Here is a 26,904-nt window from a genome sequence, read left to right on the forward strand (position 1 = left end):
CGATGGCGCGGGGGCTGGGGCGCTGGGGGTCAGCGGCAGACGACCAGCGCGTCCAAGGCCACCGCTCCCTGGCCCCTGGGCAGCACCATCAGCGGGTTGATGTCGAGCTCGGCGATGTCGTCCCCGAGTTCCAGAGCCATCCGCTGTACGCGCATGACGACCTCGACCAGCGCGTCCACATCCACAGGCGGCCCCCCGCGCACGCCCTCCAGAAGGGCCCGCCCGCGCAGCTCGCCGAGCATGCCGCGCGCCTGGTCCTCGCCGAACGGCGGCACGCGGACGGCCGCGTCCCGCAGCACCTCGACGAGCACACCACCCAGCCCGACGGTCACGGTCGGCCCGAAGAGCTGGTCGTGCGTGACGCCCACGACCATTTCCACGCCCCGCTCGACCATCTGGCACACCAGCACGCCGTCGAGCGAGATCCCCTCGTAGCGCGCGATGTCGGTGAGCTCGCGGTAGGCGTCCCTGACCTGGCTGGCGGAGGTCAGTCCGATCTTCACCAGGCCCAGTTCGGTCTTGTGGGCGATCTGGGCGCCGGACGCCTTCATGACCACGGGGTAGCCGACGAGACTCGCCGCGCGCACGGCCGCCGCCGCGCTGGTCACCAACTGCTCGCGCGGCACCCGGATCCCGTAGGCGCGCAGCAGCTGCTTCGCCGCGTGCTCGCTCAGTTGCTGTCCCGGCCGCATCAGCGCCTGCGTCTTGCGGAAGGACGGCGAGGGGGTGCGGGGAGCCTCGTCGAAGGGGGAGCGGTAGGCGGCGACGAACCGGTGATGGTCCAGGTAGGCGCGCACGGCCGTGATGCAGTTGGCGAAGGTCCGGAAGGTGGCGACCTTCGACGAGCCGAGCAGCGTCTCGCGGTACGCGGCCTCGGTGCCGACCGGCGAGCCCCACACCACGCACACCAGCTTGTCCGTCTGTTCCGCCGCGTCCACCAGGTCCTGCGCGAGCTTGTCGCTCATCGGAGGAAAGGGCCCGGTGATCGGACAGATCAGTACGCCGACCTCGGGGTCGGCGAGGATCGCGTCGATGATCTTCCGCCCGCGCCAGTCGCCGACCGGATGCCCGCCGTTGTCGACGGGATTGGTCACGCTCAGGTACTCGGGTATCCACTGGTGCAGCTCGGCCTGCTTGACGGCGGAGAGACCCGGCAGCGGCAGCCCCGCCGCCGTCGCCAGGTCGGCGAAGTGCGCCCCCGTGCCGCCCGAGATCGAATAGACCACGACACCCTCGGCCCGTGGGGCGCGGGCGCGGGCCAACAGGGCGGCGGTGTCCTGGAGTTCGTCGAGCCCGTCGACGCGGATCACGCCGTACTGCCGCATCGCCGCGTCCACCACCGTGTCGGCGCCGGTCAGCTTGCCGGTGTGTGAGGCGGCGGTGCGGGCGCCGGTCTCGGTGCGGCCGACCTTGACGGCGACGACGGGAACTCCACGGCGGGCGGCGCGGTCGGCGGCGAGCAGAAAGGAGCGGCCGTCCTTGAGCCCCTCGACGTAGCAGGCGATCGCGCCGATCTCCGACTGCTCGGAGAAGTAGGAGATGAAGTCGGCGGTCTCGAGGTCGGCCTCGTTGCCGGTGGGCGCCCAGTGGGAGAGCCGTACGCCCAGCTCCTGCATCGCGAACACCGGCCGGCCCTGGTGTCCGGACTGGGTGATGAGGGCGATCGCGGGACCGTCGAGATCGTCGCGGAACTTCTCGAAGGCGTTGAGGTTGGTGTTGGGCCCCAGGAGCCGGAGGCCGGAGCGGCGTACGGCGGCGGCGAGGTGGGCCTGTGCGGCGGCGCCCTCGGCCCCGGTCTCGGCGAACCCGGAGGCGAAGGCGACGGCGAACTTCACCTTGGCCTCGGCCAGTTCCCCGATCACGGGGAGCGGATCACCGACGAGGAGCACGGCCAGATCGACCTGCTCGGGCAGGCCGGCGAGGGAAGGGGAGCAGGGGATGCCGAAGACGGACTGACGGGTGGGGTGCACGGGGTGCAGTCGGGCTCCGACCCGCTCGGCCCAGGCGATCAGCTGCCGGGTGATGCCGGTGTTCGGCCGGCCCTCGGCGTCCGAGGCGCCGACGACGGCCACGGACTCGGGACGGAAGAAGCGGTCCAGATCGGGTACGTCGGCGTACAGCGGACGGCCGCTGACGTCCAGGTCGTCGACGTCGGCCGGGCGGCCGTGCACGACGGGTGAGGGCTGCTCGCCGCAGGCGATGACGCGGGCCCGGCGGGAGTCGGTGGTGAGGGTGCCGTGGGTTGATCCAAGCATCGGTCCGCCCGCTCCTGTGTGACAGCCAATTAACTGACGCACTGTCAGATTACTTAACTGACGCCGCGTCAGGAACCGTCGTGCAAGCAAAAGGCTGTCCGGCGGGGATCTGGTTCGTACCCGCCGCATGCGGGGCCGGAACCCGTGGGAGCGGTGCACAACCTTCAACTCCCTTTGATCGTCTATGACATGGCCCTGTCGGCTTACGCCGGCCAAGCCACCGCTTCTCTCCTTCTCCTCACCTTTCTTCTCACCCTGGGGGATGTCATGAGACCTGTCTCCTTCGGCCGCGCGCTGCGGCTCGGAGCCTGTACGACGCTCGCGGCCGGACTCGTCACCGTGGGGCTCACCGCCGCCCCCGCGTTGGCCGGCACCGAGTCCGACCAGCTGTGGGTCGACGCACCCTCCGAGCAGACTCTGCCGCTCGGCACGGACGGCGGCGCGCCGCAGAGCCGGACGGTCGACGTGGGGATCTACCACGACAACGACCACTTCACGGTGACCGACGGCAAGGTGACCGTCGATGCCTCCGGGCTGGCCGGGGTCGGCGAGGTGACCTGGCCGGACAACTGCGCACCGAGCGGTGCGACCGCGGTGTGCAGCGTGCCGGACGTGCCCGTGATCGGGTCCGGCTACAGCCGGCAGATCCACCTCGGGATCCGCGCGGCCGACGGTGCGCAGACCGGGGCGCAGGGCAGGATCACTTACACGGCGACGGCGACCGGCGGCCCCGACGGCACGCTCACCGCGCCCGAGGACAGCTTCGAGACCGACTTCACGGTCGCCTCGGGTCCCGACCTCTCCCTCGCCCCCATGGCCGACGTCGAGCACGCGCAGCCGGGCGGCACCGAGACGATCCCCTTCGCGCTGACCAACAAGGGCAACGAGAGCGCGCACGGCGTCAAGGTGAAGATGACGGCCTCATACGGGCTGGACTTCCTGAACAAGTACGACGCCTGCACCTACACGCGGTCGGGCGGTGACGAGTACGCGCCGATGACGGACGCGACCTGCACGTTCGACCAGGTGCTGGCCCCCGGCGACTCCTTCGAACTGCCCGCGCCACTGGAGCTGGCGATCGCGCGGCACGCGCTGAACGACCGGTTGGACATCAGTGTCGACCCGGCCGACGGCGCGACCGACCTGGCGAGCCGCGACAACTACGCGGCGCTGCAGATCGGCACGGACAACACCGCGGACTTCTCGGTGACCGGCGCCGCGGTCACCGGTACGGCGGGCCAGACGGTGACCGCCCCGCTCACCTTCAAGAACAACGGTCCGGCCTGGTTCGCGAACCTCGGCTCCGGCGACCCGGCCGCCAAGGTCAGGCTGATCGTCCCGACCGGTACGACGGTCACCGGCGTCCCCGCGGACTGCGTCCCGCACACCCTCACAGGCGGGTACTACGGGCAGCGGACGGGCGCCCCGCGTTACGACTGCGCTCTCCCGTACTGGGTGTCCGAGAGCACCGAGCGCACCTACGCCTTCCAGCTGCGGATCGACGCGGCGGTGCCCGGCACGACCGGTGAGGTCAGTATCCACCCCGAGTTCGGCGACTTCGTCTTCGACCCGGACACCACGAACAACACCGCGGTGCTCGCTGTCAACTGACGATGGTTCAGCAGCAGTGAACAACGCTCGGTAATGCGGTGACTCAGTGCGCGGCGCGGGTGTCTCCCGTGTCGCGCGCCCCCGTTTTCGCCCCGGTTTTCGTCGCCGCCTTCTCCTGCGCCTTGGCCGCCTTCTCCCCCGCCTTGGCCGCTGCCTTCTCCGCCTTCTCCGCGGTCCTCGCGACCGCCTTCGCGATCTTCTCCGCGTCGAGGGCGAGTTCGCGGAACATGCCGCTGATGGGGTTGGTGAAGCCGGTGAAGTAGAGGCCGGGTGCCTTCTTCGGGCTGCGGGCGCCGTGCACGACCGGGCGGCCCCGCCCGTCGAGGACGTCGAGGTGGCCGACGATGCCCTCCAGGGCGCGTACATACCCCGTCGCGGCGATCACGACGTCCGGGCCGATCCGCTTTCCGTCGGCGAGGACGACCTTGCCCTCCTCAAAACCCTCCACCGCGGCCACGACCTCGACCCGTCCCTTGCGGACGGCGTTGATGAGGCCGACGTCCTGGACGGGGATGGAGCCTTCGTTGACGCGGGAGTAGAGGCCGGTGTCGGGGCGGGGCAGCCCATGCGCCGACAGGTCCGGCACGCTGACCTTGGCCATCGGTCCGGCGAGCGCGTCGACGAGACGCACCGGCAGCCGTCGTACGACGATCCCGGTGAACTGGGCGGCCCAGCCGGCCGTGGAGCGGCGCACGATGTGCGGCGCGGTGCGCACGGCGAGCCGTACCCGGGAGGCGCCGCCCTCGACCAGGTCCACGGCGATCTCGGCGCCCGTGTTCCCGATGCCGACGACGAGGACGTCCCGGCCGGCGTAGGGGGCGGGGTTGCGGTAGTCGCCGGCGTGCAGGAGTTCTCCGGTGTACGTGTCGCGGCCGGGCCAGTCGGGGAGGCGCGGGGTGTGGTTGTGGCCGGTGGCGACGACCACGGCGCTGCCGGTCAGCTCACGGCCGCCGGTGGCGTGCAGCAGCCAGCCGTCTCCGCCCGGGGCGGGCTCGACGCGCGAGACCTCGACGCCCGTGACGATCTCCAGCTGGTGGTGATCGGCGTACTTCTCCAGGTAGCGCACCACGTTGTCGCGGGAGACCCACCGCCCGAAGTTGCGCGGCATCGCGAGGCCGGGCAGGCCGGACAGCCGCCGGGTCGTGTGCAGGTGCAGCCGGTCGTAGTGGCGCCGCCAGGATGCTCCGACCTGGTCGGACTTCTCCAGTACGACGGCCCGTACGCCCTGGGCGCGCAGCGCGTACGCCGTCGCGAGCCCCCCGGGGCCGCCGCCTATCACGTACACGGGGCGGTCTTCGTGCGACGGCACCGGGCGGGATGTGGAGGAAGCAGTCGAGTCGGCCATGAGCGCGAGCGTAATCACGTCGTCACTTGATAGGTCTCGGTCAAGCCCGGAATCGGTTGCGAACTGATCACGGCTGTAGGAGGAGTGGGTGGGACCGGTGGCGTAGGTCACTTGGTTGTGTTCGAAGGATGGTGAGGAGTGGCGAGGGGCGGTGAGGAGTGAACGGGAAGGGAGGGTGGCGTACGCCTCTTGCGCGGGCGCCCTCCGTGCGCTGAACTGACGTACCGTCAGATATCGAAGGGGGCGTGGACTGCCATGGACACGATCTGGCTCGGCGGGGCGGAGTGGCTGGCCGTGCTGCGGATCGGGCTCGGGCTGTGGTGGCTGGAAAGTTGGCGGCACAAGGACAAGAAGGGCTGGTTCGAGCGGGGGACCGGGATCGCGTGGGCGGCGGACGTCGCCGGCGAGCACCGGTGGAACGCGGTGCGTTCCGGCTTCGACGTCGTGGTCGCGCCCAGGCCGCGGACGATGGCGTACGTCGTCGTGTACGCGGAGTTGGCCCTCGGACTGGGACTGGTGGCCGGGTTCCTGACGCCGATCGCGCTGGTCGGCGGGCTGCTCCTCAACGTCCTGTACTTCACCCTCATGATCCACGACTGGGCCGAGCAGGGGCAGAACGCGATGATGGCGCTGATCTCGGTCGTCGCCTTCTTCGGGATGGGGTGGCAGACGTGGTCGCTGGACAGTGCGATCGGGCTCTTCTCGTGAGGCGCCTGCCGATCGGGGTGTGCCCGTGAGCGGGGAGCGTGCGTCGGGCGGGGAGCGTCCGTCGGGCGAAGTGCGTGCGTCGGCCGGGGCGCGTTTCGACCTGCCCGAAGTCGATGCCTTCACCCGGCCGTACTGGGACGCGGCGGCGGCGGGACGGCTGCTGATCCGCCACTGCGCCGGCTGCGACCGGGCCCACCACTACCCCCGGGAGTTCTGCCCGCACTGCTGGAGCGAGGACGTGCGCTGGCAGTCCGCGAGCGGTCACGCCACGCTCTACACCTGGTCCGTCGTGCACCGCAACGACCTCCCACCGTTCGGCGAGCGGGTGCCGTACGTCGCCGCGGTCGTCGACCTCGCGGAGGGGCCGCGGATGATGACCGAGGTGGTGGAGTGCGAGGGCGACGCGCTGCGGATCGGGATGGGGCTGGAGGTCGCGTTCAGGGCGGGGGTGCCCGTGTTCCGGCCGCGGTCCGGCGCAGTCCCGCCTCCTTCCTCCGCCGTCCACTCCCCTTCCTCCGCCGTCCCATCCCCTTCCTCCGTGTCGAAAACCAGTTCCTGAACCCCTTTGGGCCCCGTGAATAATGGCCGGATGTCCGACGTTCACGAGAAGTCCCTCGCCCACCCCTTCCCCGTGCTCGACGGCCACGGCCTGCGGCTGCGCCCCTGGGACCCGGAATCCGAGGCCGATGTCGAGACCTGGCTGCGCGGGCTGTCCGACCCGGAGTTCCAGCGCTGGAACACCCCGGTCAAGCTCGTCCGGGACCTGGACGGCGCCCGTGACTCGCTCCGCTCGCGCGCCGAGAGCGTCGCCGAGGGCACCGCTGTCGCCTTCTGCATCACGGACGCGGCCACCGGTACGACCCTCGGTCACATAGGCGTCAACGACATCAACCACGTCATACGCGTCGGCATCGTCGGCTACTGGGTCCTTCCGGAGGCCCGCGGCCACCAGGTCGCCACCCGCGCCCTCGCCCTGGCCGCCCGCTACGCCTTCGGCGCCGTCCGTCTGCACCGCATCGAACTGGGCCACGCCCTCGGCCACGACGCGTCCTGCCGGATCGCCGAGCGGTGCGGGTTCCCGTACGAGGGGACGCTGCGGGAGGCGATGTTCGAGTCGGGGCGGCACGACGCGTTCCGGGACGTCCACCTGCACGCACGGATCGCGACGGACCCGGAGCCGACGCTGCCGGTGACGGGCTCCGGGCTCCAGTAGGACCCGGTCCCGAGTCCTTGACCTGCTGGTCTGCTGGTCTGCCGGTCTGTCTCAGTGGCAGGCGAACGACTTGTGGGTCTTGCTCGCACTCAGCGCGCAGGTCTCGCCCCGTACGGCACCGGCCGTGTCATGGAAGGCGAGCTTCCAGGTCCCGCCGTTGTCTTCGAGGACCGCGTATCCGAAGACCCCACGCCTCCCGCAGGGTTCACTTTCGCGGTGATCGACTTATGGACGGCCTGCAAGGGCGTGCCGATCAGCTGTCCGCGATCCGCTGGAAGGGCCGGCCGGTCCGATGGTTCGCGCAGTTCTGCACGGGACCGGTCATCGGGACCTCGCAGCCCGCGTCACCGATGACGGCGATCTTGCCGGGACGCGTCATCGAGGTCCACTTCGGCAAGGGGAGCCGGCGGTTCGCGGGATGCACCGTGGCCGCTCGGATTGACGTCCGTTCCAGCACCGCGTCGGAGGCCGGGAGGGGCACCGTCAGCTCACAGACGGTGGTCGGGAACTGTGACCCCATGGGAGTGCTCGGCCGGTGCAGGGAGTGCGGATTCCGGGTCCCTCCCACGGTGTGGCGCACGGCGGGACACGTCTGGCTGGTGTCCGTGGACACGGCGCGGGTCAGGAAAAACCGGAGGCACCAGGCATGCCGTGAGCGGGATCATGCCGGGTATGACTCGTGACGCGCACGGCTGGGTGTTCACCCGTGATCTGGACGAATTCCTCACGAGCGCGGGGGACTTCCTGCGCTCGCGGCCCGCGGCGCACACCGTGGCGCTGTCCGTGACCGACGCGCTGCGCAGACGAGGGCCGGACGTGTACGGGGAGGAGGCTCCGTTCTTCGGGCGGCTCGCCGACGCGGATGCGGATGGTGACGGGGTCGGGGCAGGGGGCGGTGGAGTGTCGGCCGTGCTGTTCCACACTCCGCCGTACCAGCTCAACCTCACCGACCTCCCGGCGGAGGACATCGACGCGCTGGCCGCGCGGCTCGCGGACGAGGGGTACTCGTTCCCGGGCGTCGGCGGTCCGGTGGAAACGGCCGCGGACTTCGCCGCCGCCTGGGAGCGCCATGCCGGCGCGCGGGCCCAACTCAGGAGAAGCGAACGCCTGTACCGGCTCGGCACGCTCACGCCGCCGACGCCCGTCCCGCCCGGCCGCGCCCGGGTGGCCGGTGAGGGCGACCACGCGCTTGTCGCGCGCTGGTACTCCGAGTTCGCCGGGATCTTCGGGCGGAACGAGAGGCAGGACCCGGACCGCTGGGCCGAGAGCCGAATCGCGTACGGCGGCGTCACGCTCTGGGAGACGCCGGACGGTACGCCGGTGGCCATGGCCGGAGTGACACCCCTGATCGCCGGGCAGATCCGGATCGCCCCCGTCTACACCCCGGCACCCCTGCGCGGACGCGGCTACGCGGGGGCCGCCACCGCCGAGGTCAGCAGGGCCGCGCTGGCCACCGGAGCGGACGAGGTGCTCCTCTTCACCGACCTCGCCAATCCGACCAGCAACGGCCTCTACCAGCGCATCGGATACCGCCCCGTCGCCGACTTCGCCGTCCACGACTTCGTGAAGTAGCCGGCTACGACAACCCGTCTACGACTGCGTGAAGTAGTGGCCCTCTTCGAGGTCCTCGACGAGGCCGGGCCGCACGGGGCGCCATCCCAGTCGCTTCTGCGTGAGGGTGCTCGACGCCGGTAGGTCCATCGAGAAGAAGTGTCCGAGCCAGCCGAAGTGGTCGGCCGCCTCCTCGCGGGGGACGGCGGCCACCGGCAGCTTCAGGTACCGGCCGACGGCGTCGGCGATGTCGCGGACCGGTACGCCCTCGTCGCCGATCGCGTGCAGCCGCGCTCCGCCGGGTGCCTCCTCCAGGGCCAGCCGGTACAGGTGCGCGGCGTCGAGCCGGTGCCCGGCGGCCCAGCGGTTGGAGCCGTCGCCGGGGTAGGCGGAGACGCCCTTCGCGCGGGCGACGGCGATGATCTGCGGGACGAAGCCGTGGTCCCCCTCGCCGTGCACCGACGGCGGCAGCCGCACCACCGAGGCCCGCACACCGCGCTCGGCGAACGACAGCGTCTCCGCCTCCGCGCGAATCCGGGCCGCCGCGGGCGACGAGAGATCCTGCTCGTCGTCCTCGGTCGCGACACGGCCCGGCACGAGCGTGAGACCGGCGGTCCCGGAGGTCACGACGAAGGGCCGACCGGATCCCACGAGCGTCTCACCGAGCCGCTGGATGGCACGGAGTTCCGACCGGGCGGCGGCCGCGAAGTCGGAGGAGCCGTGCTGGAACGCCGTGTGGATCACGCCGTCCGCCGCGTCCGCGCCCGCCCGCAGACTGTCGAGGTCGTCGAGGGCGCCGCGGTGCGCCTGCGCCCCCGCGGCCGTCAGCGACGCGGCGGCCCGGTCCGAGCGGGCGAGGCCGAGAACCCGGTGTCCCGCGTCCAGCAGTTCGCGTACGACGGCGCTGCCGACGAATCCGGTGGCTCCGGTGACGAACACACGCATGGTGCACTCCAAAAGGGGTGATGAGGTCCGGCCCGGCGGTTCCCCGCCTGTCGGTTCTCCGTCCGGTGGTTCCGGATCCACCGTGCGGCCACGTGGGGATCCGCGTCCAAGGCCTGTTTCGAAACAGTGCATGCGTTTCAGGTATCACCACAGCTCAATGCCCGAAGCGTGCTGTCACCCGATGCGTGCGGGGAATACCATGAAGGCATGACGTCCGACTCGTCGCCGCAGCAGCAGCAGCCTTCGCCTCCGGTCGACCTCGATCTGCGCCTCGTGCGGTACTTCACGGTCGTCGCCGAGCACCGGCACTTCGGCCGTGCCGCCGCCGCCCTGTGCATCGCCCAGCCGTCCCTGAGCCGGCAGATCCGCCGCCTCGAACAGCAGCTCGGCGCCCGGCTGCTGGACCGCACCCCGCAGGGCAGCCGGCTCACCGAGGCCGGCGAGGTCTTCCTGCCCCAGGCCAAGGCGCTGCTGCGCTCGGCCACTCAGGCCGCGGCGCGCACCCGGGCCGCCGCCCAGCCCAGCCGTGTCACCATCGGCTACACCTCCAGCATCATCGTCACCCCGGCGGTGCGCGAGATGCGCCGGCTGCACCCGGACGCCGAGGTGGTCGCCCAGCACCTCGTCTGGAACGACGCCCACGCGGCCCTGGTCGAGCACCGGGTGGACGTGGCCGTGACCCGCCTTCCGATGCGGACCGACCAGCTGCACGTCACGATCCTCTACGACGAGCCCCGCGTGCTCCTCGTCCCTGTCGACCACCGCCTGGCCGGCAAGGAATCCGTCACCCTCGACGACATCGCCGACGAACCCCTGCCCCGGGTGTCCGACGCGTCCTGGAACGCGTTCTGGCGCATCGACCCGCGCCCCGACGGCAGCCGGGCGCCCGACGGTCCGCTCATCGAGGCCCTGGAGGACAAGTTCGAATTCATCGCCTCCGGGCAGGCCGTGGGCATCGTCCCGGCCGACCCGCGCGTCGACACCATCCGCCCCGACCTCACCACGGTCCCCCTGCACGGCGTCGAACCGAGCCACGTCGTGCTCGCGACCCGCGCCGACGACCGCAGCCGCCTCGTGACGGCCTTCCGCAAGTGCGCCCAGGCCCACCTGACCGGTCCCGGGTCTCAGGGCCAGAGCAGCTCCTTGCGCCAGCCTCCGCCCTCCGGAGAGGCTTCCGTACGGCGGTAGACGAGCCGTACGTGCCGACGCCTCGCGTCTCCCTGGAAGAACTCCACCTCTTCCGGCCGGAGGCGGTAGAGGGTCCACGTCGGGGCCGGGGCGTCGGGCTCGCGCTGAGCGCGGTCCCAGGCCTCGTCCGAGACCCGCCCCAACTCCGCTACGGAACCCAGCACTTCACTCTGCCCGCCCACGAGCGCGGCGGCCAGCGCCTCCGTCGAACGGGCGTGCAGATCCGCCTGCCCCTCCTCGGCCGGGGCGACCTCGACCGGCCCCCGCAGCCGGATCTGACGGCCCTGGGCGGGCCAGTAGAACCCCAGAGCCGCGTACGGGCGCGCGGCCAGCTGGCGGCCCTTGCGGCTGGTGACATGGCTCGCGAAGGCCCAGCCGTCCGCGTCCGCGCCGTGCAGCATCACGATCCGGACGTCGGGGAGCCCGTCCTCGTCCGCCGTCGCCAGCGACATCGTGTGCGGTTCGCTCTGCCCCGCCGCGACCGCGTCCGCGAACCACTCCGTGAACAGGGGGAGCGGTTCGGCGGGTGTGGATGCCGGGTCGAAGGAGGGCAGCTCTACGTCCCACACCCGCAGTGACCTGAGCAGCTCGTGAAGATCCGTTCCCATGCCCCAAGTATCACTCGGAGGTCCGACAAAGCTGCGCCGTGAGCACCCCGTGCAGCAGCTCCGCGTCCACGAACTCACCCACCTCCGGTGCGCCATGCCCCCAGCTCAGGGGGTATGTGTTCCCCTCCGGCGCGGGTACGCCCACGTACTCGTCGTGCGCCGAACGCGTGAACCGGCGGGCGCCGGGCGGCCAGGCGTGCTCCGCGCCCTCGCCGGGTGCCAGCAGGAAGTACGTCCAGCGGCAGCCGTTGGATTCCCTGACGACCGGTCCGGGGTGACCGTCGGTGAGCGCGACGAGGTGGTGCAGCACGGCTTCCCCGCGTACGCCGCACACGCGGATGGCGTCGAAGTGGACCCCGGCGAGGCGTAGTTGAAGACCGGACCTCGGGACCCAATTCGGGGTGAGTTTGTTCGTCATGACCATGAGCGTGCCGGTGGTTGCGTAGCGTGACTAGGTGGACACGGTCCACATTGCCGGTTGTGGGGAGGATGGTGGTCGTTGTGGGGGCGAATGGTGGGGCGTCCGTGGGGCGCAGGTTGGTGGGGGAGCTGTTGCGCATTCAGCGGGGGGTGCGGGGGCTTACGCAGAAGGAGGCCGGTGAGCTGCTGCTCGTCTCCGAGTCGATCTTCGGAGCGTACGAGAGGGCCGAGCGGATCCCGCCGATCGAGTTCCTCAAGGATGCGGACAAGGGGCTGGATGCGAAGGGTGCGCTGCTCGCGTGCATCGAGATCATCGAGAGGGAGAAGTACCCGCCGACATTCCTTGATTGGGTGCGGCTGGAGCGGCGAGCGCGGGTGATCAGCGCGTACGAAACGATGCTCATCCCTGGGCTGCTTCAGACACCGGCGTACGCGCGGGCGCTGTACGAAGCGCGGCGACCGGCGTACACCGAGGAGGAGATCGAGCGCCATGTATCGGCTCGGTTGGAACGGCAGTCGGTATTCAGGCGCAACCCGCCGCCGTACGTGGGATACGTGATCGAGGAGTCGGTTCTGGAGCGAGATCTCGGGAGCGAGGAAGTGCTGAGGGAGCAGTTAGAGCACATCCTGCAGTGCAGCCTGAGGATGAAGCACCACCTCACGGTTCAGGTGATGCCGACCAAGCGGTACACGCACGCCGGGCTGATGGGGCCACTGAAGCTGATGAGTACCGAGGAGGGGCGCAATCTGGTGTACGAGGAGGCGCGCGGCGGCGATAGGTTGATCCATAAGCCGGAGCAAGTATCCGATCTGTTCGACCTCTTCGGCATCCTGCGGGCGGAGGCGCTCGACCCCTGGGAGTCCGCAAAGCTCATCAAGCAGAAAGCGGGAGAACTGTGAACGCGACCGAATTGGCCTGGTTCAAGTCGAGCTACAGCGGCAATGAAGGCGGCGAATGCCTCGAAATAGCAACCCGCTCCGAAACGGTCCACATCCGCGACTCAAAGAACCTCACCGGCCCCACCCTCGCCGTCACCCCCACCACCTGGACGGCCTTCCTCCGTACCGTCCGTTGAGGCGCTCAGCGGGCGTCGCTCTCAGCGGCGCCCTCCTGCTCCCCCTCGCCGCCTGCGGCCCCCTCGCGGAGGACCCCAAGTCCTCGATCTCCGCCCCCGAGGTCTTCTATCTGCGTCCCGTCGGTGACAAATCGGGGCCCAAGGCCAAGATGCCGTTCCATCTGCAGGCCGAGGACGTCAAGGCGACCAGCCGCTACGGCACGCAGGATCACCGGCTGACCGTCGACGTGCGCGGGTCCGAGGGCGTCGTACGGCTGAAGGCGGTCGGCCTGCGCAAGGGCGGGACCCGGTGCATCAACGACACCGTGCGTGCCATCTGCGACGTCAGCGGTGCCTACGACAGCTGGTCGGACCTGGACCGTGTCCACCCGGTCGCCGCCGAGGGCAGCAAACCCGGCGACACCGGCATCGTGCGCTTCACGTTCACCACGAAGGACGGGAAGACGCTCACCACCCGCACCCGGGTCGTGGTCGGCGAGCCCGTGGTGAAGGTGCGAACACTCAAGGTCATCAAGGACGTGCGCCCCGGCGCCGACGTGACCGTACCGGTCGTCGTCCGCAATGACGGCGAGGTGCCGGTGAAGGGGCTCGCCCTCGAACTCGGCTCCGGGGACCTGGACTTCCGGCAGCGGTACGCCAACTGCCTTTACCCGCCTCAGCATCACGGCCACACGGCCGTCTGCCGGTTTCCCGACCTGCGTGTCCCGCCGGGTGGGTCCGTCGTCCTGCATCCGGCCCTGCGCCTGCGCGCGTCGAAGACGCGGATGTACGGCTCCTTCAGTCAGGAGGCCTGGCCGCTGGACTCGGGGCCCGGACAGTACACCGTGGTGCCGCCGGGCGGCGACCACGGTGACGGCCCACCCCTGACCGCCGAGGCCGTGCGCGGCGCCGACGACACCGACGGCACGTTCGCCGAGGGAGGCGTCTTCACCGACGTGCGTCTGGACACCCACGCCGACTACGAGGTCTTCGACGTCGAACTGCGGGGCAGCCCCGGCACGAAGCGCTCGCTGCGGCTCAAGGTCCGCAACAACGGGCCCGGCATCCCCGGCGCCGGTACGAAGCTGCTGTTCACGCCGCCGCCCGGCACCGTGCTGGAAGAACCCATGGAGGCCATCGACGAGGACGCGTACGAGCCGTACTGCGACTCCGACGGCCCGGCGTACAGCTGCCTCGTGGGCCGACTCGACCCCGGCAAGACCCGTGACTTCGAGTTCACCCTGAGCCTCGACGGGCCGGGGCAGGGCGGCGTGGCCCTCCAGGACACCGAGCCGTCCACCGGCCGCCGCGACCCGAACCCGGCCAACGACACGGCTCCTGTCACCGTTCTGCCCTGACCTCCCGTGTCCCTGGCGCACCCCCGTGACGCCAGGGAACGGAAGGGGCTGTCGCGTTTTCCGCTGCCTCTAAGATGTGGCGCGGATCGGCCTGTGCGGGAGGACCGAACGTGTCAGCGACGCGGCTGAACACGCCAGTCACCGCCGCGGTGTTGTGAGGTGCCTGTTTTGTACAGCGTTGCCCTGCCGAAGATGGTGCTCGCGAGAACGGCGGGAACCGGATACGAGGCCGGCCGCCTCGCCCGGGAAGCGGGGATCCCGGCGTGGGCCATGGACAGCGACGACATCACCGTCGCCAACGACTGCTTCCTGCGGACCCTGGTACTGGCCGAGCACCACCACGGTGTGCCCGACGTCGGACTGCGCGTCGGCGCCGACTTCGCGCCCGGCCAACTCGGTGTCTACGACTACCTGTTCACCACGGCACGGACTCTCGGGGAGGGCTACGCGGCGAGCGGGCGGTATGTGGACCTGATCACCGGTGTGGGGCAGTGCGCCGTCGTGGCCGCCACGGAGAGAGTCGTGCGGGTGACGTTCTCGCTGGCCGAGGACGAGGACCGGGGGCGGGAGCTGGCCATCCAGACCGGGATGTCCGACCTGCTCTCCCGCTCCCGCTGGGCGACCGGACGGCCGATCGGAGCCGTGGAGGTAAGCCTGCGGCAGCGCGCACCGCGCAGGTCCACCATGTTCAGCGACTTCCTCGGCACCACCCGGATCACGTACGGGGCCGACACCGACAGCGTGACCCTGCGTGCCGCCGATCTGGAGCTGCCGCTGCGCACCGCGGATCCCGCCCTCGCCTCCATCATGGAGCGCCACGCCGCCTTGCTGCCGCGCATCCAGCCGCGCCCCACCAGCTGGCCCGACCGCGTCCAGCAGGCGCTGGCCGCCGCGGCGCTCGCGGAGGGCACCCTCTCCCTCACCTCCGTCGCGCGACGGCTGACGACGAGCCCCAGAACTCTCCAGCGCCGGCTCGCCGAGGCGGGCACCACCTGGCGCCATGAGCTCGACCGCGCCCGGCAGGCGCAGTTCGCGCGGCTCCACCGGCACCCGGCCGCGCCCTCCGGCGGCAAGGCCGGTCTCCTCGGCTACTCCGACGCCCGCGCCCTGCGCCGGGCCAGACGCCGCTGGGCCGCACGCTGAACCGCTGCCCGGCCCCTGTCCGCCCCAGCGCCGACGGGGCCGACCGTCCGAGCACCACCGGCCCCTACCGCCCCAGCACCACTGTCCCCGACGAGCAGAACCACCCGCCCGTCCCGGAGGCCACCGCCAGCTCAGGGAGGCGTCCGCCCGCCTTCCTGACCTGCCGTTCCCCGGCCTCCCCGCGCAGTTGCCGTACGGCCTCCACCAGGAGGAACAGGCCCCGCATGCCCGGATGTTGGGCCGAGAGTCCGCCCCCGTCCGTGTTCACGGGCAGCTCTCCGCCCACCGTCAGGCGCCCCTTCTCCACGAACTGACCGCCCTCGCCCTTCGCGCAGAAGCCCAGGTCCTCCAGGGTCACGAGGGTCATGTAGGTGAAGGCGTCGTAGATCTCGGCCACGTCGATCTCGTCGGGCCGCACCCCCGCCCGCTCGAAGGCGAGGCGTCCGCTCACCGCCGCGGGGGAGACCGTGAAGTCCGGCCACTCGGACATCGTCGTGTGCGAGACGTGCTCGCCGGTGCCGAGGATCCACACGGGGGCCGTACGGCAGTCCCGTACGTACTCCTCGGCCGCCAGCAGCACCGCCGCGCCGCCGTCGGAGCGCAGACAGCAGTGCAGCTTGGTGAAGGGGTCGGCGATCATCGGGCCGGACAGGACGTCGTCGGTGGTGATCGGGGTGCGGAACATCGCCTCCGGGTTCAGCGCCGCGTTCGCCCTGGCCTGGACGGCCACCGACGCGAGCTGTTCGAGTGTCGTGCCGTACTCGTGCATGTGGCGGCGCGCGGCCATCGCGTACTTGGCGATGAGTGTGTGGCCGTAGGGGACCTCGAACTGGAGAGGACCCCGGGCGCCGAAGGAGAGGTTGCCGGTGCGGCGGCCCGCCTTGATGTCGGCGCGGGCGGTCGAGCCGTAGACGAGGAGGACGGCGCGGGTGTGGCCCGCCGCGATCGCGTCCGCCGCGTGCGCGGCCATGACCTCCCAGGTGGAACCGCCGACAGCGGTGGAGTCGACCCAGGTGGGGCGCAGGCCCAGGTACTCGGCCACCTCGACCGGCGGCAGGGTGCCGAGGCCCGCCGACGCGAATCCGTCGACCAGCGAGCGGTCCATCCCCGCGTCCGCCAGCGCACGCCTGGCGGCCTGGGCGTGCAGGGCGTAGGGCGTCGCGTCGTCCACGCGACCGCAGTCCGAGAGGGAGACACCCACGACGGCGACCTTGCGCTTCCCCGGAGTCATGAATCTGACGGTACATCAGATGTGGCGGCGCGCGGGAGGTCGTCACGGCTCTGGGCATCCGTACCGCACGGCGCTAATGTGACGGACCGTCAGATCGGGAGAAAGGGCCTGGCCATGGACGCCCGTTTCACCGCCGAACAGGACGAGATCCGCCGCACCCTGCGGGAACTCCTGCTCAAGCGCTGCGGTCCGGAGGAGGTGCGGTCGGCCGTGCGCACCGGGGTCGGATACGACACCGGGCTCTGGGAAGCACTCGCACAGCAGCTTGGGCTGCCGGGGCTCGCCCTGCCCACGGCGTACGGCGGGGTCGGCTGCTCGTTCGCCGACCTCGCCCTCGCCTGCGAGGAGTCGGGGCGGGCCCTCGCGCCCTCGCCGCTGCTCGCCACGGCCGCCCTCGCGGCCCCGCTGATCCTCGCCCTCGGCACCGGCGCACAGCGCGCCGCGCTGCTGCCCGGGATCGCGGCCGGTGAGCTGACCGCCGCCCTCGCGGTACCGGGCGCCGGGCTTCCCACCGCGCTCGGCCTGGTCGGCGACAACGCCGGGGACTGGGCGGGCGGCGGCCGGGCCGGGGGCGTACAGGCCCGGCGGGGCGAGGAGGGCGGCTGGCGCCTCTACGGAGAGGTGGAACAGGTCCTCGACGGGCACAGCGCCGGGCTCCTGCTGGTCGCCGCGCACACCGGGGGGTTCGCCCGGGCCCGGACCCGGATCTTCCTCGTGACGGAGGGCGCCCAGGGACTCGTGCGGATGCGGCAGACGTCGTTGGACGAGACGCGTGCGCAGGGGCGGGTGCAACTGCGGCAGGTGCGGGCCGAGTTGCTGGGCGAGGAGGAAGGCGACGTGCTCGGCGCGCTCGCCTCCGTCGGGGACAGCGCCGCCGCCCTGCTCGCCGTCGAAGCCGTCGGAGCCGCCGACCGGGCGCTGGAGCGGACCGTCGCCCACGTGCGGCAGCGGGAGCAGTTCGGGCGGGCGATCGGGTCCTTCCAGGCGGTGAAGCACCGGCTCGCGGATGTGTACGTGCGGGTGCAGGCGGCGCGGTCCGCCGCGTACTACGCCGCCTGGGCGGCGGGGGCCGGGGGCGAGCGGGTCGGCGGGCTCGCGCTCGCCCAGGGCCTGGAGGCGCTGCGCACGGCCGCCGCCGAGGCGATCCAGCTGCACGGCGGCATCGGCTTCACCTGGGAGCACGAGGCCCAGCTGTACTTCAAGCGCGCGGCCGGCGACGAACTGCTCTTCGGGCCCGTGCACCGGCTGCGTGCGTACGCCGCCGACGCGGCGCGGCTCTTCGACGGTGCGGAGGTGGCGGTCTGATGGCGCCGGGAATCCGGTCACGAGCCGTCGTACGGAGTGTGCAGAAGGTGTCCTCGACGCGGGCCTTCGCCCGGGTCGCCCCGCACCTCGTCCCGGCCCTCGACCGCGCGGTGCACCGGCTGACGCGCGGCAAGGTGCTGCTCAGCGCGCAGCTGCTGCCGGGGATCGTGCTGACCGTGCGGGGGGCCCGCAGCGGGCTCGAGCGGCGCACGCCACTGGCCTGTATGCCAGAGGGGGCACAGGGGCAAAAGGGGGCAGGCAGCTGGATTCTCATCGGGTCCAACTTCGGGCGCACCGATCATCCGGCCTGGACCGCCAACCTCCTCGCCCATCCGGACGCCGTCATCAGCTGGCAGGGCGAGGACATCCCCGTGACGGCCCGTCTGCTGGAGGGGCAGGAGCGGGACGCGGTCTGGAAGGCGGTGCTGGCGTTCTGGCCGCCGTACGCCACGTACCAGGCGCGGATCGATCGTGAGATCAGGCTGTTTCGCATCGTGCGCCGCGGCGCATAGTGCAGCGGGCGGCAGTCCACGAAGTGGACTGCCGCCCGCATGACAGGATTTGGGCCGAACAGGAGCCCCAGAAGATACGGTCGCGCTACTTGGTCGGCTTCTTCCCGGTCACCCCGAGGTGCACCAAGAGCGCCAGGTTCGGCTTGAGTTCGGCCTGCTTGACCCCCCAGGTCTGGAAGCCCTTCTGGTGCGAGGCCACCGCGGCGAGCATCGCGACGAGCGAACCGGCGATCGCCCCGGGGTTCACGTCCTTGTCGACCTTGCCCTTGGACTGGAGCTCGGCGACCGAGTCCGAGAGGGAGTTGTTCACCGAGTTGAGGATCTTCATGCGGATCTTGTAGAAGCGTTTGTCGCCCTCGGCGGCGCCCAGGTCGACCACGCGCAGAATCGCCTCGTTCTTCCGCCAGAACTCCAGGAAACCGTCCACGAGTTCCTGCGCGGTCGCCCAGCCGGCCTTGCCGACCCAGGAGCGCCCTTCGAGGAGCTGGGTCAACCCGGCGCCCTCCGCGGCCATTTGCTCGGCGATCTCCAGAACGGCGCCTTCGACGTCCGGAAAGTACTGGTAGAAAGTCGCCGGCGACGTGCCCGCCTTCCGGGCGACATCAATGACTTTGACGTCCCGGTACGGCGACGAGCTGAGCATTTCACTGAGGCAGTCGAGCAGTTTCTGCCTGGTCGCCTGCCCTCGCCGTCCGGCCACGCGGCCGTCGACGGTACGCACTTGTCCTGTCATGCCGTCAGCTTACCGAGGGGTGATCGGAGCGCGATTCGGCCGACTGCAAATGGGGTGCGTGGGGGAGTGCGGGCGGCGAGTGGGGGCCCTGGGGGATGCCTGAGGGTGTCCGGGTCGTCGCGCGGAGTGGATGAAAGGCCGTTAACTTGGCCGCATGGCCGTATCCCGGGCATCCGACGCAACGCACGCCTACTCGGAGGGCGTCCCCTGCTGGGTCGACGCGCAGCTTCCCGACGTGGAGGCGGGCAGGCGCTTCTACGGTGAGCTGTTCGGCTGGACCTTCGGGGAGGGGTTCGGGCCGCACATGGAAGGCGTGTGGGCGCGCCATCACGGGGAGCCCGTCGCCGCCCTCACCCCCAAGCGGGACGGCCGGATGCCCACCGTCTGGACGGTGTCGTTCGCGACCCCGGACGCCGCCGCGCTCGCGGCCCGGATCCAGGCGGCCGGCGGGCAGGTGATCACCGCGCCCACCCAGCTGGGCCCCTACGGTACGGCCGCCCTCGCGACCGATCCCGAGGGCGGGGTCTTCGGCCTGTGGCAGGCGGGCACCCACCCCGGTTTCGGCAAGCGGCACGAGCCGGGCTCCTTCTGCTGGGCCGAGCTGTACGCGCGGGACCCGGAAACCGTCGACCGTTTCTACGGCACCCTGTTCCATGAGGCCCTGTTCGGCCCCGACGCCTCGCCGGACTTCGGCCGCGCCCCGGTCTCCGCGGTCTTCCCGGCCGAGATGCCGCCGCACTTCCTCGTGCACTTCGGAGTGGAGGACGTCGACGCGGTTCTCGGTACGGTGAACCGGCTCGGCGGACGCGTCCAGACGCCCCCTTTCGACACGTCGTACGGAAGGGCGGCCGTCGTCACGGACAATCAAGGGGCGTCGTTCGCCGTACTCCAGGTACGGGGCCGGTGATTTTGTCCCGAGACACCCCGTTCCGCCCCCGGGTTCGCAACCTGTGGCCCGGACAGGAAGAATCGGGGTGCGTGCCGCCATGGCGGTGCGGTGGTGAGACGCTGCACGGGGCCGCGTTCATACGTGGATGACGTGGCTCGTACGGGGAGGTGGCAGGCAAGTGGTGGATCAGCTGACACAGCACGATCCGCGGCGGATCGGGCCGTTCGAGGTGCTGGGACGGCTGGGTGCCGGCGGCATGGGGCTGGTCTATCTCGCGCGCTCGGCTTCGGGCCGGCGCGTGGCGATCAAGACGGTCAGGACCGAGCTCGCCGAGGACCAGCTGTTCCGGGTCCGCTTCACTCGTGAGGTGGAGGCCGCGCGAGCGGTCTCCGGCTTCTACACGGCGGCCGTGGTCGACGCCGATCCGCGCGCGGCCGTGCCGTGGCTGGCCACCGCGTACGTTCCGGCGCCCTCCCTCGAAGAAATAGTGAACGAGTGCGGGCCGATGCCGGCCCAGGCGGTGCGCTGGCTGGCCGCGGGCGTCGCGGAGGCGCTGCAGTCGATCCACGGCGCCGGGCTCGTCCACCGTGACCTGAAGCCCTCGAACGTGCTGGTGGTGGAGGACGGGCCGCGGGTCATCGACTTCGGTATCGCCTCCGGTGTCTCGAACACCCGTTTGACGATGACGAACGTCGCCGTCGGCACCCCGGCCTACATGTCCCCCGAACAGGCGAAGGACTCGCGCAGCGTCACCGGTGCGAGCGATGTCTTCTCGCTCGGCTCGATGCTGGTGTTCGCCGCCACGGGGCATGCGCCCTTCCACGGCGCCAACCCGGTCGAGACGGTCTTCATGCTGCTGCGGGAGGGCCCCGACCTGGAGGGCCTCCCGGACGAGCTGCGCCCCCTCATCGAGTCCTGTATGCAGATGGAGGCGACCGGCCGCCCCAACCCCGCCGACCTCCAGGCCCAGTTGGCACCCCACCTCTTCGGCTCCGGCTCCGACGACAGCGGTACGGCGTCGGCGTGGCTGCCCGAGCGGGCGGTAGGCCTGATCGAGGCGCGCCGCGGGGGCCGTCCGGCGCTGAAGCCCCCGTCCTCCGGCGGTCGCAGCGGTGGCGGACGCCCCGCCCTTCCTCCGCCGCCCTCGCACGCTCCCGTGCCCGTCGGGGCGCCCGACGCCGGCCCCGTACGGCTCGCGGGCGGCCAGGTGCCCATCGGCCCCGGGCCGCGTGTCGCCGACGCCCGTGCCGCCGCCGTGAAGGCACCTCCTCCGGAGGCGGGCCTCGCCGCCTCCTGGTCCCGACCGCGCGTCGGCGTCAACGGCGCCGACCCCGCTCCGGTGGTCGCTCCGCCGCCCGCACCGGACTCCCCGTCCGGCTGGCGGCCCTGGCGCTTCCGTATGTCGAACGACGTCTGGGGTACGCCCTCGGTCGCGGGCGACCTCGTCTACGTCACCTCCTTCGAAGTCCACGCCCTGGACGTCGCGACCGGCCGCCGCCGCTTCAAGACGCGGGACGTGGCCTGGTCCATGGCGGTCGCGGACGGCCGCATCCACGCCTCCGACGGCCCCACCCTCTTCGCCCTGAACGCGCGGGAGGGCGCGGACCTGTGGCGGCTGTCCACGGACGCCTGGGTGTACTCCCTGAAGGCCGACCGCGGGACCGTCATCACCGGTACGCGCGGGGGCGGCGTCCAGGCCTGGGAGGCCTCCAACGGCCAGAAACTCTGGGAGATCACCGGCGCCCAGACCGACTTCGAGTCCCCGGAGGCCGGGCCCGCCGTCCACGACGGCACGGTGTACGTCTGGAAGGACGCCCGGCTGCGTGCCCTGGAGGCCCGTACGGGTGAGGAGCGGTGGTCGTACCCGATCGGCGACGCGGCGTCGTGCGGAGGCGTACCCGTACGGATCACGTCCGCCCCCGACGGCTACGTCTACATCTCCGCGGGCACCCGCGTCCTCGCCGTCGACGTCGCGAGCGGGCACGTCCGCTGGCACTTCGAGGCCCCCGCGGTCTTCCTCTCCCCGCCGACCTTCGTGCCGGGCCCCGCGGTCACGGGAGGCGGCGTCTACCTCGCCGACTACCTCGGCACGGTGTACGCCCTCGACGCGACGGACGGTCGCGACCGCTGGCGCATCGCGACCGAGGCCCGGTCCTCGATCGATCCCGTCCTGGTCGCCGCCGGCCACGTCCACGTCGGCAGCGGCAAGGGGTTGTACACCCTCGACGCGGTCACCGGCACCCCGAAGTGGCGCTTCCAGGCCGGGGGCGACGTCGTGGGCGCGCCGGCGGTCGCCGAGGGCCGCATCCACTTCGGCTCCACGGACCATCTCCTCTACACCCTGAAGGCGGACGACGGCCGGCTCCGCTGGAAGCTGGCGACGGGCGGGGAGATCACCGGTGCACCGGTGGTCAAGGACGGGGTGGTGTACGCGTGCAGCAAGGACCGGTGCGTGTACGCGCTGGACGCGGAGAAGGGGACGGGGACGGCCCGCACGGCGTAGGGTGACCGGCCTTTCCCCGCCCGCCCCTACCCGTCCCATCCCGTACCCGGGGCTCCGCCCCAGACCCCGGACGGTTTCTTCGGCCGCGGGCCGGTGGGGGCTGATCGCGCAGTTCCCCGCGCCCCTGGGGGCGGGGCTGCGCCCGGGCCCCAGGCCCCGGCCCCCGCGTCGGATTGAGCGGCCTCGCTCTCGAACGCCGGTCGGCCGGAGGCTTTTGGGGGCGCGGGGAACTGCGCGACCAGCCCCCACTCGGCCACAGCCGAATCACCGCACCCGGAACCCGTTCGGTCGTCGTGCGGAGAACAACTCCGTCTGCCGGGCCGGGGGCAGGTTGCCGAGGGAGATGAGGTGCGGCGCCTGCGTGAAGGCGTGGGCGCGGGCGGCCTCGTGGGCCGTCCACAGGGCGCGGACGGTGCCCTGCACTCCTTCGGAGGGGTAGGAGGCGATCACCGTGGCGCAGCGGACGGCGGCCTCCAACGCACCACCGGACGGGGTGAGTTCGGACACCCACCCGATGTCGTACGCCCGCCGCGCGGACATCCGTTCGGCGTTCCCCATGAGTGCCATCCGCGCCGCCTCCCCGTACGGCATCCGGTGCGCCGCGTACACGGACTCGTACGCGCTGACCATGCCGTACGTCGTGTGCGGGTCGAAGAAGGTGGCGGTCTCGTCGGCGACGACGAACTCCGCCTCCCCGAGGAGGTAGAAGGCCCCTCCGCACGCCATCCCGCGCACGGCCGCGACGACCGGCTTCCACAGGTCGTTGGCCTTCGGGCCGATGCGCAGGAGCGGGTCGTCCACCATGTAGGGGGAGGCGGGCTGGGGGGTCTCGGTGGTGCGGTCGAGGCCCGTGGAGAAGGCCCGTTCGCCCGCCCCTGTCAGGACGACGGCCCGTACCGAGTCGTCGAAGCGGAACGCCAGCCAGGCGGCGGAGAGTTCGGACGCCAGGGCCTCGTCGATGGCGTTCAGTTTTTCCGGGCGGTCCAGGGTGAGGACCGCGACGCCGGTGTCCTTGTCCGCCGCGATCCGCAGCGCGCCGCCGTTCACGACCGGCCGTCCAGAACCCACTGCGGCAGCCCCTCCCCGCTGAACACCACCCGTACCCGCGCTCCGATCCGGATCCGGTCCGGGGGGAAGGAGTCGAGCGGTGCGCCCGGGGCCGTGACCAGGTTGCCGACCAGGCGGATGTGAGGTGCCTCGGCGAGTTCGACGACGATCGCGTTGTACGGGGCCAGGGCCGCGTACGCCGGGAGCAGCGGCGGGTGCGGGACGACGTACGACCAGACGCGGCCCAGTCCGCTCATCCGTCGCCACTCGCTGCCGAAGGACTGGCAGTGGGGACAGCAGGGGCGGGGCGGGAAGCGCAGCTCGCCGCAGTCGGCGCATGCCTGGATCCGTAGCTCGCCCTGGGCGGCGTACCCCCAGAAGGGCGCGCCGTCGTCGTCGAGGACGGGGGTGAGAAGGGGCTCGGTCATCTCGGCTCCTCAGTTCCGCAGCAGGATCGCGGAGGTGGGGACGCCCTCCCCCGCCGTGACCAGGCAGGTGGCGGCCCCGGGGACCTGGGCGGTGCTCGTGCCCCGCAACTGCTTCACGCCCTCGTTGATGAGGTTGAAGCCGTGGACGTACGCCTCGCTGAGTCCGCCCCCGCCGGTGTTGAGGGGCAGCCGGCCCCCGATCTCCAGGGCGCCGCCCTCCGTGAAGGCCGCGCCCTCCCCGCGTCCGCAGAATCCGTAGCCCTCCAGGGAGAGCGGAACGAGGGGGGTGAAGGCGTCGTAGATCTGGGCCACGTCGACGTCGTCCGGGGTGAAGTCGGCGTGTTTCCACAGGTGCCGGGCGGCCGTCCAGGCGGGGCCGGTGAGCGGGTCGTCGTTCCAGTAGTTGACCATGCCGTGGTGCTGGGCGGGCAGGCCCTGGGCGGCGGAGTGGACGTACACGGGGCGCTGCCGGCAGTCCCGGGCGCGCTCGGCGGACACGATCACGCACGCCAACGCGCCGTCCGTCTCCAGGCAGTTGTCGAAGAGGCAGAGGGGTTCGCTGATCCAGCGGGAGGTCATGTACATCTCGCGGGTCAGCGGGCGCTCGTACATCATCGCGGCGGGGTTCTGGTTGGCGCGGTTGCGGCAGGCGAGGGCGACGTTGAAGAGGTGGTCGCGGGTGGCGCCGTACTCGTGCATGTAGCGACGAGCCAGCACGCCTATCTCGTCGGCCGGTCTGAGCAGCCCGAAGGGGCGGGTCCACTGGGCGGGGGTGGGCAGTTGGACGGCGGTGTTCTTCCACGGCCTCGGCCCGCTGCCGCGCTTGCGTGACCGCCAGGCCACGCCCACCGTCGCCTGGCCGGTGGCGACGGCGGCGGCGAGGTGCGCGACGGTGGCGCAGGAGCCGCCGCCCCCGTAGCCCACCTTGCTGAAGAAGGTGAGATCGCCGAGGCCGACCGCCTTCGCGACCTCCACCTCGTCGGTCTCCTCCATGGTGTAGGAGGCGAGCCCGTCGACTTCGGAGGGCGCGATTCCGGCGTCGTCGAGGGCGGCGAGGATCGCGCGGCAGGCCAAGGTCTTCTCGGGCTCGGGGAGTTGCTTGGCGAAGGGGGTCTGACCGATGCCGACGACGGCGGTGGCGTCCTTGATCCCCGGCATGGGTGCACCTCCACGGAAGGGCCCGACTGCTGACAGGCCGTCAGGCTACAGCTAATCTGACGGGTAGTCAGCTAGTGGGGTTCGTGCCTACGGAGGCGTGAGATGCGCGGAGACCTGGAGTGGGGCAGCATCCCGGGGCTGATGCGGTCGGCGGCGACGCGCTTCGCGGACCGCGAGGCCGTCATCGAGGGCCGTACGCGGATCTCCTACGCCGAGCTGGGCGCCCGCGTCGAACGTGCGGCGGCCGCCTGCCTCGCGAACGGCGTACGGCTCGGCGACCGGGTCGCCATCTGGGCGCCGAACACCCTGGACTGGATCGTCTCCGCCCTCGGCGCGGTGTCGGCGGGCGCGGTGCTCGTCCCGCTCAACACCCGCTTCAAGGGCGCCGAGGCGGCGTACGTACTGTCCCGGAGCCGCGCGCGGCTGCTGTTCGTGACGGGGACGTTCCTGGGGACGTCGTACGTGGCGTCGCTGCGACGGGCGGCGGGGGAGGAGGGGGAGAGCGCCGGAAACGGCCCCCTCCCCGGACTGCCGCACCTCGAACAGGTGGTGGTACTGGCCGACGACGCCCCCGCCGACTTCCGCACCTGGAAGGACTTCCTGGCGGACGGGGAGGGTGTCGGGGCGGCGGAGGTGCGGGAACGGGCGGCGGCCGTGCCGGGATCGGCGCCGTCGGACATCGTCTTCACCTCGGGTACGACGGGCCGGCCCAAGGGCGCCGTGATCACGCACGCGCAGAGCCTGCGGGCGTACGAGGTGTGGTGCGAGCTGGCCGGTCTGCGCCGGGAGGACCGCTACCTGATCGTGAACCCCTTCTTCCACACCTTCGGCTACAAGGCCGGGGTGCTCGCCTGTCTGATGCGGGGCGCGACGATGATCCCGCAGCCGGTGTTCGACGTGGACACGGTGCTGGCGAACATCGCGTCCGAACGGGTCACGGTCCTGCCTGGCCCGCCGACCCTCCACCAGTCCCTCCTCGACCACCCGGCGCGGGCGTCGTACGACCTGTCGACGCTGCGGCTGGTGGTGACCGGAGCCGCCGTGGTCCCGCTGCGCCTGGTGGAACGCCTGCACACCGAACTGGGCGTGGAGACGGTCCTGACGGCGTACGGCCTCTCGGAAGCCAGCGGATTCGTGACGATGTGCCGCCGGGGCGACCCGTCGTCCGTGATCGCGTCGACCTCGGGACGCGCCATCCCGGGCGTGGAGGTGCGCGTCGAGGCGCCGGCGGGAACCCCGGGCGAGGTGCTGGTCCGCGGCTTCAACGTGATGCGGGGCTACTTCGAGGACGCCGAGGAGACCGCCCGCGTCCTGACCCCGGACGGCTGGCTGCGCACCGGCGACGTGGGCGTCCTGGACCCGGCCGGCAACCTCCGCATCACCGACCGCATCAAGGACATGTTCATCGTCGGCGGCTTCAACGCCTACCCCGCCGAGATAGAACAACTCCTCGGCCTCCACCCGGACATCGCGGACGTTGCGGTGATCGGCGTACCGGACGGCCGGCTGGGCGAGGTCGGCAAGGCGTATGTCGTACGGCGGGAGGGCTCCGCCCTCACCTCCGACGACCTCCTCGCCTGGTCCCGCCGGGAGATGGCGAACTACAAGGTCCCGCGGACGGTGGAATTCGTACGGGAACTCCCGCGGAACGCGAGCGGGAAGGTGGTGAAGGGGGAGCTACGGTCCGGGACCTTCTGA

The 26,904-nt window shown here is 71.5% G+C and carries 26 protein-coding genes; 15 read left to right on the forward strand and 11 right to left on the reverse strand.

Annotation, left to right across the window (positions count from 1 at the left end):
• Positions 1 to 29: 29 nt before the first annotated feature.
• Complete coding sequence (locus tag SMIR_RS21140) at positions 30 to 2,255, reverse strand: acetate--CoA ligase family protein (protein WP_168492774.1); 2,226 nt, start codon at positions 2,253 to 2,255, stop codon at positions 30 to 32.
• A 267-nt stretch (positions 2,256 to 2,522) separates the two neighbouring features.
• Here SMIR_RS21140 and SMIR_RS21145 point away from each other — a divergent pair, with 267 nt between their 5' ends.
• Entirely contained in the window at positions 2,523 to 3,866 is a 1,344-nt protein-coding gene (locus tag SMIR_RS21145) for a COG1361 family protein (RefSeq protein WP_212727245.1), read from the forward strand.
• A gap of 43 nt (positions 3,867 to 3,909) precedes the next feature.
• Here the strand turns inward: SMIR_RS21145 and SMIR_RS21150 are convergent, their stop codons facing one another.
• The gene (locus tag SMIR_RS21150) at positions 3,910 to 5,211 is read right to left on the reverse strand and encodes a flavin-containing monooxygenase (RefSeq protein WP_249938450.1); all 1,302 of its coding nucleotides are present in this window, start codon (positions 5,209 to 5,211) and stop codon (positions 3,910 to 3,912) included.
• Positions 5,212 to 5,466: 255 nt separating this feature from the next.
• On the opposite strand from SMIR_RS21150, the gene SMIR_RS21155 reads away from it, so the two are divergent.
• From SMIR_RS21155 to SMIR_RS21165, 3 genes are all read left to right on the forward strand, one after another.
• A complete protein-coding gene (locus tag SMIR_RS21155; RefSeq protein WP_168492770.1) occupies positions 5,467 to 5,919 on the forward strand; it encodes a DoxX family protein in 453 nt (150 codons plus the stop codon).
• A 70-nt stretch (positions 5,920 to 5,989) separates the two neighbouring features.
• Positions 5,990 to 6,478, forward strand: a complete 489-nt coding sequence (locus SMIR_RS21160) for a Zn-ribbon domain-containing OB-fold protein (RefSeq protein ID WP_211119047.1) — start codon at positions 5,990 to 5,992, stop codon at positions 6,476 to 6,478.
• Positions 6,479 to 6,508: 30 nt separating this feature from the next.
• The gene (locus SMIR_RS21165; protein WP_212727246.1) at positions 6,509 to 7,132 is read left to right on the forward strand and encodes a GNAT family N-acetyltransferase; all 624 of its coding nucleotides are present in this window, start codon (positions 6,509 to 6,511) and stop codon (positions 7,130 to 7,132) included.
• A 253-nt stretch (positions 7,133 to 7,385) separates the two neighbouring features.
• Here SMIR_RS21165 and SMIR_RS21170 read toward each other — a convergent pair whose 3' ends face one another.
• Positions 7,386 to 7,652 (reverse strand): hypothetical protein, encoded by a 267-nt coding sequence (locus SMIR_RS21170; protein WP_168492764.1) that lies wholly within the window; start codon positions 7,650 to 7,652, stop codon positions 7,386 to 7,388.
• Between the two features lie 152 nt (positions 7,653 to 7,804).
• On the opposite strand from SMIR_RS21170, the gene SMIR_RS21175 reads away from it, so the two are divergent.
• On the forward strand, positions 7,805 to 8,704 hold the full coding sequence (locus SMIR_RS21175) for a GNAT family N-acetyltransferase (RefSeq protein ID WP_212727247.1): 900 nt from the start codon (positions 7,805 to 7,807) through the stop codon (positions 8,702 to 8,704).
• A gap of 18 nt (positions 8,705 to 8,722) precedes the next feature.
• On the opposite strand, the gene SMIR_RS21180 is transcribed toward SMIR_RS21175, so the two are convergent.
• Positions 8,723 to 9,628, reverse strand: coding sequence for an SDR family oxidoreductase (locus SMIR_RS21180; RefSeq protein WP_212727248.1), 906 nt, complete (start codon positions 9,626 to 9,628; stop codon positions 8,723 to 8,725).
• Between the two features lie 207 nt (positions 9,629 to 9,835).
• Between SMIR_RS21180 and SMIR_RS21185 the strand changes: the two genes are divergently transcribed.
• Complete coding sequence (locus SMIR_RS21185) at positions 9,836 to 10,816, forward strand: LysR family transcriptional regulator (RefSeq protein WP_168492758.1); 981 nt, start codon at positions 9,836 to 9,838, stop codon at positions 10,814 to 10,816.
• Here the strand turns inward: SMIR_RS21185 and SMIR_RS21190 are convergent.
• A complete protein-coding gene (locus tag SMIR_RS21190; RefSeq protein ID WP_168492756.1) occupies positions 10,753 to 11,424 on the reverse strand; it encodes a pyridoxine/pyridoxamine 5'-phosphate oxidase in 672 nt (223 codons plus the stop codon). The genes SMIR_RS21185 and SMIR_RS21190 overlap by 64 nt on opposite strands.
• A 10-nt stretch (positions 11,425 to 11,434) precedes the next feature.
• On the reverse strand, positions 11,435 to 11,842 hold the full coding sequence (locus SMIR_RS21195; protein WP_168492754.1) for a hypothetical protein: 408 nt from the start codon (positions 11,840 to 11,842) through the stop codon (positions 11,435 to 11,437).
• A 71-nt stretch (positions 11,843 to 11,913) separates the two neighbouring features.
• On the opposite strand from SMIR_RS21195, the gene SMIR_RS21200 reads away from it, so the two are divergent.
• The 4 genes from SMIR_RS21200 (at position 11,914) to SMIR_RS21215 (ending at position 15,400) form a co-directional block, all read left to right on the forward strand.
• A complete protein-coding gene (locus SMIR_RS21200; protein WP_248003659.1) occupies positions 11,914 to 12,744 on the forward strand; it encodes a helix-turn-helix domain-containing protein in 831 nt (276 codons plus the stop codon).
• Positions 12,741 to 12,920 (forward strand): DUF397 domain-containing protein, encoded by a 180-nt coding sequence (locus SMIR_RS21205; RefSeq protein WP_168492752.1) that lies wholly within the window; start codon positions 12,741 to 12,743, stop codon positions 12,918 to 12,920. The genes SMIR_RS21200 and SMIR_RS21205 overlap by 4 nt, the downstream gene beginning before the upstream one ends.
• On the forward strand, positions 12,917 to 14,257 hold the full coding sequence (locus SMIR_RS21210; RefSeq protein WP_248002971.1) for a COG1361 family protein: 1,341 nt from the start codon (positions 12,917 to 12,919) through the stop codon (positions 14,255 to 14,257). Before SMIR_RS21205 ends, SMIR_RS21210 begins: the two co-directional genes overlap by 4 nt.
• A 192-nt stretch (positions 14,258 to 14,449) precedes the next feature.
• Complete coding sequence (locus SMIR_RS21215) at positions 14,450 to 15,400, forward strand: AraC family transcriptional regulator ligand-binding domain-containing protein (RefSeq protein WP_168492750.1); 951 nt, start codon at positions 14,450 to 14,452, stop codon at positions 15,398 to 15,400.
• Between the two features lie 64 nt (positions 15,401 to 15,464).
• Here SMIR_RS21215 and SMIR_RS21220 read toward each other — a convergent pair whose 3' ends face one another.
• On the reverse strand, positions 15,465 to 16,631 hold the full coding sequence (locus SMIR_RS21220; protein ID WP_168492748.1) for an acetyl-CoA acetyltransferase: 1,167 nt from the start codon (positions 16,629 to 16,631) through the stop codon (positions 15,465 to 15,467).
• A gap of 114 nt (positions 16,632 to 16,745) precedes the next feature.
• Between SMIR_RS21220 and SMIR_RS21225 the strand changes: the two genes are divergently transcribed.
• Together SMIR_RS21225 and SMIR_RS21230 are read left to right on the forward strand one after the other, a co-directional pair.
• Positions 16,746 to 17,936 carry an acyl-CoA dehydrogenase family protein gene (locus SMIR_RS21225; RefSeq protein WP_168501108.1) on the forward strand — a complete coding sequence of 397 codons (1,191 nt, stop codon included), beginning with the start codon at positions 16,746 to 16,748 and terminating at the stop codon, positions 17,934 to 17,936.
• Entirely contained in the window at positions 17,936 to 18,448 is a 513-nt protein-coding gene (locus SMIR_RS21230) for a nitroreductase family deazaflavin-dependent oxidoreductase (protein WP_168492746.1), read from the forward strand. The genes SMIR_RS21225 and SMIR_RS21230 overlap by 1 nt, the downstream gene beginning before the upstream one ends.
• A gap of 85 nt (positions 18,449 to 18,533) precedes the next feature.
• Here SMIR_RS21230 and SMIR_RS21235 read toward each other — a convergent pair whose 3' ends face one another.
• Positions 18,534 to 19,169, reverse strand: coding sequence for a TetR family transcriptional regulator (locus SMIR_RS21235; RefSeq protein ID WP_101404450.1), 636 nt, complete (start codon positions 19,167 to 19,169; stop codon positions 18,534 to 18,536).
• A 166-nt stretch (positions 19,170 to 19,335) separates the two neighbouring features.
• Between SMIR_RS21235 and kbpA the strand changes: the two genes are divergently transcribed.
• Positions 19,336 to 20,088 (forward strand): AfsK-binding protein KbpA, encoded by a 753-nt coding sequence (gene kbpA, locus SMIR_RS21240; RefSeq protein ID WP_168492745.1) that lies wholly within the window; start codon positions 19,336 to 19,338, stop codon positions 20,086 to 20,088.
• Between the two features lie 160 nt (positions 20,089 to 20,248).
• The gene (locus SMIR_RS21245; RefSeq protein ID WP_168492743.1) at positions 20,249 to 22,573 is read left to right on the forward strand and encodes a serine/threonine-protein kinase; all 2,325 of its coding nucleotides are present in this window, start codon (positions 20,249 to 20,251) and stop codon (positions 22,571 to 22,573) included.
• Positions 22,574 to 22,837: 264 nt separating this feature from the next.
• On the opposite strand, the gene SMIR_RS21250 is transcribed toward SMIR_RS21245, so the two are convergent.
• Genes SMIR_RS21250 through SMIR_RS21260 form a run of 3 tightly spaced genes read right to left on the reverse strand, consistent with a single transcriptional unit; the run spans position 22,838 to position 25,206 of the window.
• Positions 22,838 to 23,641, reverse strand: coding sequence for an enoyl-CoA hydratase/isomerase family protein (locus SMIR_RS21250; RefSeq protein ID WP_249938451.1), 804 nt, complete (start codon positions 23,639 to 23,641; stop codon positions 22,838 to 22,840).
• Positions 23,617 to 24,048, reverse strand: coding sequence for a Zn-ribbon domain-containing OB-fold protein (locus SMIR_RS21255; protein WP_168492741.1), 432 nt, complete (start codon positions 24,046 to 24,048; stop codon positions 23,617 to 23,619). Before SMIR_RS21255 ends, SMIR_RS21250 begins: the two co-directional genes overlap by 25 nt.
• Before the next feature lie 9 nt (positions 24,049 to 24,057).
• Positions 24,058 to 25,206, reverse strand: coding sequence for a lipid-transfer protein (locus SMIR_RS21260; protein ID WP_168492739.1), 1,149 nt, complete (start codon positions 25,204 to 25,206; stop codon positions 24,058 to 24,060).
• Between the two features lie 102 nt (positions 25,207 to 25,308).
• Between SMIR_RS21260 and SMIR_RS21265 the strand changes: the two genes are divergently transcribed.
• Positions 25,309 to 26,904: a FadD3 family acyl-CoA ligase gene (locus SMIR_RS21265; RefSeq protein ID WP_168492737.1), complete on the forward strand. Its 1,596-nt coding sequence runs from the start codon at positions 25,309 to 25,311 to the stop codon at positions 26,902 to 26,904.

It is taken from the genome of Streptomyces mirabilis, assembly GCF_018310535.1.
GTDB lineage: Bacteria > Actinomycetota > Actinomycetes > Streptomycetales > Streptomycetaceae > Streptomyces.

Coding starts and splice junctions, on each gene's coding strand:
- SMIR_RS21155 (WP_168492770.1), top strand. CDS start 5,467: ATGGACACGATCTGGCTCGGCGGGGCGGAGTGGCTGGCCGTGCTGCGG.
- SMIR_RS21170 (WP_168492764.1), bottom strand. CDS start 7,652: ATGGGGTCACAGTTCCCGACCACCGTCTGTGAGCTGACGGTGCCCCTC.
- SMIR_RS21180 (WP_212727248.1), bottom strand. CDS start 9,628: ATGCGTGTGTTCGTCACCGGAGCCACCGGATTCGTCGGCAGCGCCGTC.
- SMIR_RS21220 (WP_168492748.1), bottom strand. CDS start 16,631: ATGACTCCGGGGAAGCGCAAGGTCGCCGTCGTGGGTGTCTCCCTCTCG.
- SMIR_RS21195 (WP_168492754.1), bottom strand. CDS start 11,842: ATGACGAACAAACTCACCCCGAATTGGGTCCCGAGGTCCGGTCTTCAA.
- SMIR_RS21145 (WP_212727245.1), top strand. CDS start 2,523: ATGAGACCTGTCTCCTTCGGCCGCGCGCTGCGGCTCGGAGCCTGTACG.
- SMIR_RS21190 (WP_168492756.1), bottom strand. CDS start 11,424: ATGGGAACGGATCTTCACGAGCTGCTCAGGTCACTGCGGGTGTGGGAC.
- SMIR_RS21255 (WP_168492741.1), bottom strand. CDS start 24,048: ATGACCGAGCCCCTTCTCACCCCCGTCCTCGACGACGACGGCGCGCCC.
- SMIR_RS21175 (WP_212727247.1), top strand. CDS start 7,805: ATGACTCGTGACGCGCACGGCTGGGTGTTCACCCGTGATCTGGACGAA.
- SMIR_RS21215 (WP_168492750.1), top strand. CDS start 14,450: ATGGTGCTCGCGAGAACGGCGGGAACCGGATACGAGGCCGGCCGCCTC.
- SMIR_RS21165 (WP_212727246.1), top strand. CDS start 6,509: ATGTCCGACGTTCACGAGAAGTCCCTCGCCCACCCCTTCCCCGTGCTC.
- SMIR_RS21260 (WP_168492739.1), bottom strand. CDS start 25,206: ATGCCGGGGATCAAGGACGCCACCGCCGTCGTCGGCATCGGTCAGACC.
- SMIR_RS21230 (WP_168492746.1), top strand. CDS start 17,936: ATGGCGCCGGGAATCCGGTCACGAGCCGTCGTACGGAGTGTGCAGAAG.
- SMIR_RS21140 (WP_168492774.1), bottom strand. CDS start 2,255: ATGCTTGGATCAACCCACGGCACCCTCACCACCGACTCCCGCCGGGCC.
- SMIR_RS21225 (WP_168501108.1), top strand. CDS start 16,746: ATGGACGCCCGTTTCACCGCCGAACAGGACGAGATCCGCCGCACCCTG.
- SMIR_RS21200 (WP_248003659.1), top strand. CDS start 11,914: ATGGTGGTCGTTGTGGGGGCGAATGGTGGGGCGTCCGTGGGGCGCAGG.
- kbpA (WP_168492745.1), top strand. CDS start 19,336: ATGGCCGTATCCCGGGCATCCGACGCAACGCACGCCTACTCGGAGGGC.
- SMIR_RS21150 (WP_249938450.1), bottom strand. CDS start 5,211: ATGGCCGACTCGACTGCTTCCTCCACATCCCGCCCGGTGCCGTCGCAC.
- SMIR_RS21265 (WP_168492737.1), top strand. CDS start 25,309: ATGCGCGGAGACCTGGAGTGGGGCAGCATCCCGGGGCTGATGCGGTCG.
- SMIR_RS21185 (WP_168492758.1), top strand. CDS start 9,836: ATGACGTCCGACTCGTCGCCGCAGCAGCAGCAGCCTTCGCCTCCGGTC.